Raw genomic sequence first — 8305 nt, 5'->3', positions numbered from 1 at the left:
GGGTATTAGCTGGTCAAGGATGGCGATCATACCTCAGAAGCCGCGCCACGCCTCGCTCATATGAGGGGATGGTTAAGATTGTCACCATGATATGTGTTAACCATATCTTCCCTTGGTAACATATTGTTGAACAATACGCTGATTTGATTGATTTTTGTAAGGTGGACATTTGTTGAGCGGTCGCTATTATTGCGACCCTTTGCGCCTGTCCACCGGGGTTGCTACCACTCATCGTGTATCAAAGAGGCCACCATGCCATTTCGCCGTCTGAAACTTCGCCAGCTCTCCATGAGGATTCTTATGGCGCTAATGATGGGGTGCGGGATCCTGTTGCTAGGGGGCATTTCCGTCATCTGGCAAACAGTGACGGAGATCGAGCAGGATGCCGAGTCACGGTTGCAGCGTGCCCAGCTGATGTTTGATCGTACCTTGGGTTATGCTCAGCAAGCCGCCATGAATGTGGAGAAGGTGATTGGTGCTCCCTGTGCAGAGGCCGCCTTGCTGCTGCGCGAGCAGGTGATCATGGTTCCTGATGTTCGTTCGGCCAACCTGACCATCGGTCGCCGAATCTACTGTACGTCCCTGTATGGCGAGTATGATGGCCCTATGGGTCCGGACAACTATGTCGACGGTAAGCTACAACTGTTCAGCGGTAATGACACGACACCAGATAGACCGCTGATTGTGTTGCGTCATGAGGTTGAGAAAGGGAGTGCGCTGATCGCTGTGGATGGCTACTACCTGCTTAATACCCTTGATATCGCCAGCAAGAACTCCTCGATGGCCTTGGTGGTCGGTGACAAAGCGCTGTTTGGCTCAGGTCAGGTCGCAGCTGCGCCCTCTCCCGCTGAGGAGGGGTACATGGCACTCTCGTCAGCCAGCTTCCCATATCAGGTAGCGACACTGGTGACAAAGGATGATTATCTGGCCCATGCATGGCGCTACTCCAGAGACACGCTGCTCCTCTCTCCGCTGCTGGCATTGCTGATTGGATTCGGTACTTTCAGGCTGATGGGGCGTAGCAGCTCGCCAGCGGAGGAGCTCAAGCGGGCGCTGATCGAGGAGGAGTTTATTCCCTACCTGCAGCCGGTGGTCACTGGCGCTGATGAGCAGTGTAGCGGTTGTGAGGTGCTGATGCGCTGGCAGCATCCCAAACAGGGGATGATCTCGCCGGATCGCTTTATTCCGCTGGCGGAGGATAGTGGTCTGATCGTCCCCATGACCAGCCTGTTGATGGCCCAGGTGCGGGATCACTTCGCCCCTCACGCCGGCAAGCTGCCGGCCGGATTTCATTTCGGTTTCAATATCTGCGCCAGCCACTGCAAGGATCTGAGTCTGCTGATTGATTGCCGGGCCTTTATCAATGCTTTCAAGGACAACCCGGTCAAACTGGTGCTGGAGCTGACCGAGCGGGAGCTGATCGTGGCGGACGAGACGACCGACCAGCTGTTTGCCGAGCTGCGTCAGCTGGGGGTCATGATCGCCATCGATGACTTTGGTACCGGCCACTCCAGCCTGACTTACCTGCAGCAGTTTCAGGTCGATGCATTGAAGATCGATCAGAGCTTCGTCGGGATGATCGGCTCCGATGCCCTCTCCAGCCATATTGTCGAGAACGTGATCGATCTGGCGACCAGACTGGGGCTCCAACTGGTGGCCGAAGGGGTGGAGACTCAGGTGCAGGCGGACTATCTGCAAGCGCGTCACGTCGATTATCTGCAAGGGTATCTCTACGGCCGCCCCATCCCGATGAAGCAGTTCCGCCAGACTCTGTTTGGCTGATGGGTTGCGTTGCGGGCACCAACAAAAAAACCAGCGATCTCTCGCTGGTTTTTTGTTGGTGCCGTTTGGCCTGACGATCAGAGCATGCGCTGGAGGGCGCGGGCCAGCCGTTTGACCCCCTCCTCGATGGTCGCTTCATCGACGCAGGAGAAGCTCAGGCGCAGGGTGTTCTTGATCTCGGGGCGCACATAGAAGGGAGCGCCGGGCACGAAGGCCACCTTCTCCTTGATCGCCTCGTCAAACAGCGCCATGGCACTGATGTGGGCGGGTAGGGTCAGCCAGAGGAACATGCCCCCTTCCGGCCGGGTGTAGCTGACGCCGGGCGGGCAGTGACGGGCCAGCGCAGCCTCCATGGCGGCACGCTGGCGGCCGTAGACCTCCTTGATCTTCTCCAGATGGGCATCCAGCGAGTTATCGCTCAGGAAGCGGTGCAGCACCTGCTGGCTGAAGGCGTTGCTGTGCAGGTCGGTGGCCTGTTTGGCGATGGTCACCTTCTTGCGCAACCAGTCCGGCACCAGCATCCAGCCCAGACGGAAGGCGGGCACCACGGTTTTCGAGAAGGAGCCGAGCAGCACGGTATTGTTCGGCGCCAGCTTGGCGATGGGGAGCAGGTGTTCGCCCTCGAAGCGCAGCTCACCGTAGGGGTCGTCTTCCACCATCAGGAGCTCGTGGCGCACCAGTCGCTCGGCCAGTGCCTCGCGGTTGGCACGGCTGTAGGAGACGCCGCTCGGGTTCTGGAAGTTAGGCACACCGTAGAGCAGTTTGGCATTGGAGCCGCTTGCCAGCAGCGCATCCAGCGCCGCCAGATCCAGCCCCTCTTCTTCAAGGGTGATCGGCTTGAAATTCGGTTGATAGACAGAGAAGGCCTGAATGGCACCAAGATAGCCCGGCTCCTCAATGATCAGATCCTGACCCTCGTCGATCAGCACCTTGCCCAGCAGATCCAGCGCCTGCTGGGAGCCGCTGGTGATCAGGATGTTGTCCGGATTGACCTGCATGCCGTGACGGGCCAGATAGCGGTCGGCAATATACTGGCGCAGCGGGGCGAAGCCCTCGGTGGCGGCATATTGCAGGGCTGCAGCCCCTTGTTCACGCAGTACATCCTGACAGGCCTGATCGATCGCCTTGACCGGAAACAGGTGGGGATTGGGCAGGCCACCGGCGAAGGAGATGATCTCCGGATTGGCGGCAACTTTGAGGATTTCACGGATAAAGGAAGGCTCGACCTTCTCGAAGCGCTGGGCAAAAAACGGCTGCATAGACAATTCTCTCGGCATGTGGGCGGTCGCTCCATTCGACCACCAGGTTATCCGTTTGTATCAGATTTCAGAATTGAGGCAATGATTGTCACAAAAATCGCCAAAAAAGGGCTGGATTGACTCTGATTCGGCGTATATTGAGCGGTTGTTCGGGGCGAAGGGGCAGGATGGAATATTTGTTGTGCGAAACACTTGCGCCTTGGGCCTATCTTGGGATAATTCGCTCCCCTGTTTTCGCGGGTCGATGACATGACGAGCCGCGAGCGGTCCCGGTCGGGATCGGACACAAGATGTATTACCCGGATTGATGAAATAACGAGACCATTATGCCTGTGACCCAAGATGTATTTAACGAAGACGGCAAGTTCATGCGCAAGATCCGCAGCTTTGTCCGTCGCGAAGGCCGCCTGACCAAAGGGCAGGAGAAGGCCCTGGAAGAGCTCTGGCCGGTCATGGGTATTGATTTTGCGCCAGCGCCGCTCGATCTGGTCGCCCTGTTTGGCCGCGAGGCCCCGGTGGTGCTGGAGATCGGTTTTGGCATGGGCGCCTCTTTGGTCGAGATGGCCAAGAATGCCCCCGAGAAGAACTTCATCGGCATCGAAGTGCACTCCCCGGGCGTGGGTGCCTGCCTGGGCACCGCTCAGGAAGCGGGTGTCACCAATCTCAAGGTGATCTGCCACGATGCGGTCGAGGTGCTGGAGCACATGATCCCGAACGGTTCACTCTCCTGCCTGCAACTGTTCTTCCCGGACCCCTGGCACAAGAGCCGTCACCACAAGCGTCGCATCGTACAGCCGGCGTTTGCGCAGGACATTCGCCAGAAGCTGGCCATCGGTGGTGTATTCCACATGGCCACCGACTGGGAAAACTATGCCGAGCACATGCTGGAAGTGATGAGCGCCGCCGAGGGTTACGAGAACACCTCCGCCACCGGCAACTGGGTGCCCCGTCCGGACTGGCGTCCGCTGACCAAATTTGAACAACGTGGCCACCGTCTCGGTCACGGTGTTTGGGACCTGATTTTCAAGCGTGTCAGCTAAGCTGACACGTCAACTCGCGTATCAACTAACTTGAGGAGCTATCATGGCCAATCGTAGCCGCCGTCTGCGTAAGAAACTGCGTGTCGATGAATTCCAGGAAATGGGTTTCGACATCAGTTTTAATTTCCCGGTCGGCACTGCCGAAGAGACCATCGATGCGGTAGTCGATGCGATGATCGATGAGGTTGTTGAACCCCGCAAACTGGCTTTTGCCGGCTCTGGTCACCTGGCCTGGGAAGGGATGATCTGCACCCAGCAACTGGGCAAGTGTACCGAAGAAGACCGCGCTGCCGTCAAATCCTGGCTGGAAGGCAAGGGGATGGAAGCCGTGGTCGTTACCGAGCTGTTCGACCTCTGGTACGGTGAACCGGCCTGATACAAGGCTGCCGCATCTGGCGCCTTGTTGTGGGTAACTGAAAAATCCCGCCGCTGGCGGGATTTTTGTCAGTGGGGATGGGATCTCCACCGCTGTTTTAGTCATGGAATCGCTTATTGCTTATGGTGTTGTCATCCGAATTACTGGCCAGCATCCTTGAAGAGGTGCGCCCGTTGCTGGGACAAGGCAAGGTGGCCGACTACATTCCGGCACTGGCTCAGGTACCGGCCGATCGGCTTGGTATTGCAGTCTGTACCGTCGAGGGGGAGCTGTTCACCGCCGGTGACGCTTTTGAACCCTTCTCCATCCAGAGTATCTCCAAGGCCCTTAGCCTGACCCTGGCACTCACTCTCTATCAGGAGGAGGAGATCTGGGCCCGGGTTGGCAAGGAGCCCTCCGGCCAGCCCTTCAACTCGCTGGTGCAGCTCGAGTTCGAGCAGGGGATCCCCCGCAACCCCTTTATCAATGCCGGGGCGCTGGTGGTGAGCGATCTGCTGGAGACCCGCCTCACTGCGCCGCGTCAGCGTACCCTCGAGCTGGTGCGCCGTCTTTCCGGCAATCCGGCCATCATGGCGGATCAGGTCGTCGTCCGCTCCGAATATCAGCACTCTGCCCGCAACGCCGCCATCGCCTATCTGATGAAGGCCTATGGCAACTTCGAAAACGAAGTGGACAAGGTGCTGCAAAGCTACTTCAATGCCTGTGCCATCCGCATGAGCTGCGTCGATCTGGCGCGGGCATTCATCTATCTGGCCAACCGTGGTGTGCCACTGGGCGAGAGCGTACCGCTGCTGCCCGCCCGTACCACCAAACAGGTCAACGCCCTGCTCGCCACCTGCGGCCTCTATGACGAGGCGGGCGATTTTGCCTATCGGGTCGGCATGCCGGGCAAATCGGGTGTCGGCGGCGGTATCATCGCCCTGATCCCGGGCGAACTCTGCGTCTGTGTCTGGTCGCCGGAGCTCAACAAAGCCGGCAACTCGCTGGCGGGCACGGCGGCGCTGGAGCTGCTGGCCGAGCGGCTGGGTCGCTCCATTTTTTAACCTTGTTCACTATGAATCGAGAAATCACCATGAAACGACATCTTCGCTTCCTGCAGGCCGCGCTGGCGACCTTACTGCTCTGGTGTGCCCTGCCCGCCGTGGCAGGGGAGTTGCCACCGCTCTCGCTGGCCGATGCCAAGGCCAAACAGGCTGTCATCCTGGATACCCGCGCCAGCTACTTCTATCAGGGGTGGCCGATGGAAGGGGAGAAGCAGGGCGGCCATGTGGCGGGCGCCGAGAACCTCTCAGCCGAGTGGAAATACAGCGATGAAGAGTGGCCAAAGGCGCTCGAGATCAAGGGGCTGAAGGCCGATCGTCCGGTTGCCCTCTACGGTGCGTCCCGCGAAGTGGCCGAGGTGGCCCGTCTGCTGCGCAAGCAGGGGATCAAGCAGCTGTTCGAGCTGCAAGGGTGGCAAGCCGCACCGCGCGAGTCGCTGGCACGCTGGCAGCAGCTGGTCTATCCGCGCTGGTTGGCGGATCTGCAAGAGGGCAAGCCGGTTGCCGCTGCGCCCAAGGGTGACTGGAAGCTGTTTGAAGTGGATTGGGGTTCACCCAAGGCCTACCTCATCAGCCACATCCCGGGGGCCGGTTATATCGATACCAACAGCCTCGAAGAGGAGCCGCTGTGGAACAAGGTCTCTGACGAAGCGCTCAAGAAGCTGCTGCTGGACAACGGCATCCGTCACGACACCACCGTCATCCTCTATGGTCGAAACACCATGGCGGCTGCCCGTGCCGCGCACCTGATGATGTATGCGGGGGTGAAAGATGTACGCCTGCTGGACGGTGGTCTGGATGCCTGGTTTATCCAGCATCTGCGCACCGAAACCGGTCTGCCCAACAAATATGAGCCGGTTAAGGAGTTTGGTGTGGCCATTCCCGCTCACCCCGAGTACTACACCACGTTAAGTCAGGCAAAAGAGCTGCTCAAGCAGCCCGATAGCGCACTGGTCAGCGTGCGTACCTGGGACGAGTTTGTCGGCAACACCTCAGGTTACAGCTACATCAAGCCGAAGGGCGATATCCCGGGGGCCAAGTGGGGTCACGGCGGGGTGGATGCCAACAGCATGAGCGATTTCCATAACCCGGACGGCACCATGAAGCCAGCCCGCGAGATCCTCGCCATGTGGGACCAGTGGAACATCGAGCCGACCCAGCAGGCCGCGTTCTATTGCGGTACCGGCTGGCGCGCCTCCGAGGCTTTCTTCTACGCCTGGCTGATGGACTGGAAACAGATCAGCGTCTACGACGGCGGCTGGTACGAGTGGAGCATGGATCCCAAGAATCCGACCGTGACCGGTGAGCGTCAGCCCGCCAAGTCATGATTGCGTTCTTGCGCTCTAGAGAAGAGGCCGGACAGATGTCCGGCCTTTTTCATTGCTCGCTCCCCCAAGCTGGATGAGAGCACCGGCATGTACCGCTATTACGATCACGAAGGGCGCGAGGTGATGATCAAGAAGGATGACGTCACCCAAATCATGGAACGTTGATCTTCTTCTGAGGCTTGGGGCTGCCAGTTGGCGGCCCTTTTTGTATTCAGGGGGATAGCGTTTATCGAGGTTGTGATCCTCCGCTGAGGCTGGCACTGGCGCCATCCCGGACCGGATACAGCTCCTGTTATGGTTCGACCCGTATCATAACGCTCCGTTTTTTATTGGAGGTGTTATGTCCCTGAACTCTATCTGGCGTAAAGCGTGTTCCGGTCGTGCTCTGTTTGGCGCTCTCTTGTTGGTGGCGGCGTCGGCTTGTCAGGCCGGTGATGATCAGTTCACCCTTGGCCGCACCATCTTGCTGGGAATTGGTGATCATGGCGCCACCATTCCGATGGTTGCCTGCCGTCAGACCAAATATATCAAGGTGAAAGCAGAGCGTGATTTGACGCTGGATCGGATCGTGGTGACATATGGCAGCAATCGTACCAAGACCATCAAATTTGATCGCGATATGCGCGCTGACAAAGAGACCGAATGGAAATCTCTCGGTTCCAGAGTCTGTGTAAAACGGCTGGAAGTGTACGGCAATTCGGAAGGCAGCAAAGCGGGCGTCAAAGTATTTGGTCGCAAATAAGCGAGCGCTGAAGCACTGTTATTAAAAATAATGGCGAGCCACGGCTCGCCATTATTTGTTATGGACGAGTCAGCTATTTTTTCGGTCGAAATGGCTTGATGACGGTCTCATCGCACTCGAGATAAGGCCCTTCCATCAAATCGATGCAATAGGGGATGGCGGGGAAGACCGCATCCAGACACTCGCGGATCGACTTGGGCTTGCCCGGCAGATTGACGATCAGGGTATCGTCGCGCAGGCCAGCCGTCTGGCGCGACAGAATAGCGGTCGGCACAAACTTGAGGGATTCGGCCCGCATCAGCTCGCCAAAGCCGGGCATCATGCGATCACACACCGCCTCGGTCGCTTCCGGCGTCACATCCCGCTTGGCCGGGCCGGTGCCGCCTGTGGTGACGATGAGACAACACTGCTCTTCATCCGCCAGCCGGATCAGGGTCGCTTCAATCTGATCCTGCTCATCGGGGATCACCTGATAGACGGGTTCCCACGCCGAGGTCAGATAGGCGTTCAGGGTGTCGATGATGGCCTTGCCGGAGAGGTCTTCATAGATGCCCGCGCTGGCGCGATCGCTGACGGTAACGATACCGATTTTTGCCTTGCTCATGGTCTGCTCTTGAATGTCCGATAAAAGTGGCAATTAAAATAACATAATCAGCGAGATCAGGGCGAGATCGTGAACATTTTGTTAAAAATTAAAAATAGTTTTTTGCCTACAAAACAAATACTTATAGGCCTGTG

8 protein-coding genes and 1 pseudogene are annotated in these 8305 nt (G+C 58.1%); 7 read left to right on the top strand and 2 right to left on the bottom strand.

What is annotated here, in order from left to right; all coding sequences use genetic code 11:
- Window positions 1–252: 252 nt before the first annotated feature.
- On the top strand, window positions 253–1782 hold the full coding sequence (locus OKC40_RS21220; protein WP_075113508.1) for an EAL domain-containing protein: 1530 nt from the start codon (window positions 253–255) through the stop codon (window positions 1780–1782).
- Between the two features lie 77 nt (window positions 1783–1859).
- On the opposite strand, the gene OKC40_RS21215 is transcribed toward OKC40_RS21220, so the two are convergent.
- The gene (locus OKC40_RS21215; protein ID WP_270796899.1) at window positions 1860–3041 is read right to left on the bottom strand and encodes an aminotransferase-like domain-containing protein; all 1182 of its coding nucleotides are present in this window, start codon (window positions 3039–3041) and stop codon (window positions 1860–1862) included.
- Window positions 3042–3367: 326 nt separating this feature from the next.
- Between OKC40_RS21215 and trmB the strand changes: the two genes are divergently transcribed.
- The 6 genes and pseudogenes from trmB to OKC40_RS21185 all read left to right on the top strand — a co-directional run bounded on the left by trmB (window position 3368) and on the right by OKC40_RS21185 (window position 7567).
- Window positions 3368–4081 (top strand): tRNA (guanosine(46)-N7)-methyltransferase TrmB, encoded by a 714-nt coding sequence (gene trmB / locus OKC40_RS21210; RefSeq protein WP_042060981.1) that lies wholly within the window; start codon window positions 3368–3370, stop codon window positions 4079–4081.
- Between the two features lie 43 nt (window positions 4082–4124).
- Window positions 4125–4457 (top strand): YggL family protein, encoded by a 333-nt coding sequence (locus OKC40_RS21205; protein WP_005348158.1) that lies wholly within the window; start codon window positions 4125–4127, stop codon window positions 4455–4457.
- Between the two features lie 122 nt (window positions 4458–4579).
- Window positions 4580–5500 carry a glutaminase B gene (gene glsB / locus OKC40_RS21200; RefSeq protein ID WP_270796901.1) on the top strand — a complete coding sequence of 307 codons (921 nt, stop codon included), beginning with the start codon at window positions 4580–4582 and terminating at the stop codon, window positions 5498–5500.
- Window positions 5501–5529: 29 nt separating this feature from the next.
- Window positions 5530–6825: a sulfurtransferase gene (locus tag OKC40_RS21195; RefSeq protein ID WP_167556969.1), complete on the top strand. Its 1296-nt coding sequence runs from the start codon at window positions 5530–5532 to the stop codon at window positions 6823–6825.
- A 63-nt stretch (window positions 6826–6888) separates the two neighbouring features.
- Window positions 6889–6990: pseudogene (locus OKC40_RS22960) on the top strand (DUF903 domain-containing protein); the annotation flags it as partial.
- Window positions 6991–7165: 175 nt separating this feature from the next.
- Entirely contained in the window at window positions 7166–7567 is a 402-nt protein-coding gene (locus OKC40_RS21185) for a DUF2541 family protein (protein WP_042012781.1), read from the top strand.
- A gap of 73 nt (window positions 7568–7640) precedes the next feature.
- Here the strand turns inward: OKC40_RS21185 and mog are convergent, their stop codons facing one another.
- Window positions 7641–8171 (bottom strand): molybdopterin adenylyltransferase, encoded by a 531-nt coding sequence (gene mog / locus OKC40_RS21180; protein WP_042658402.1) that lies wholly within the window; start codon window positions 8169–8171, stop codon window positions 7641–7643.
- Between the last annotated feature and the right edge of the window lie 134 nt (window positions 8172–8305).

This window comes from Aeromonas sp. QDB11 (assembly GCF_027705265.1).
Lineage (GTDB): Bacteria > Pseudomonadota > Gammaproteobacteria > Enterobacterales > Aeromonadaceae > Aeromonas > Aeromonas allosaccharophila.
This window is presented reverse-complemented; position numbering and strand designations above follow the sequence as displayed.

Coding starts and splice junctions, on each gene's coding strand:
- glsB (WP_270796901.1), top strand. CDS start 4,580: ATGGTGTTGTCATCCGAATTACTGGCCAGCATCCTTGAAGAGGTGCGC.
- mog (WP_042658402.1), bottom strand. CDS start 8,171: ATGAGCAAGGCAAAAATCGGTATCGTTACCGTCAGCGATCGCGCCAGC.
- OKC40_RS21220 (WP_075113508.1), top strand. CDS start 253: ATGCCATTTCGCCGTCTGAAACTTCGCCAGCTCTCCATGAGGATTCTT.
- OKC40_RS21205 (WP_005348158.1), top strand. CDS start 4,125: ATGGCCAATCGTAGCCGCCGTCTGCGTAAGAAACTGCGTGTCGATGAA.
- OKC40_RS21195 (WP_167556969.1), top strand. CDS start 5,530: ATGAAACGACATCTTCGCTTCCTGCAGGCCGCGCTGGCGACCTTACTG.
- trmB (WP_042060981.1), top strand. CDS start 3,368: ATGCCTGTGACCCAAGATGTATTTAACGAAGACGGCAAGTTCATGCGC.
- OKC40_RS21215 (WP_270796899.1), bottom strand. CDS start 3,041: ATGCAGCCGTTTTTTGCCCAGCGCTTCGAGAAGGTCGAGCCTTCCTTT.
- OKC40_RS21185 (WP_042012781.1), top strand. CDS start 7,166: ATGTCCCTGAACTCTATCTGGCGTAAAGCGTGTTCCGGTCGTGCTCTG.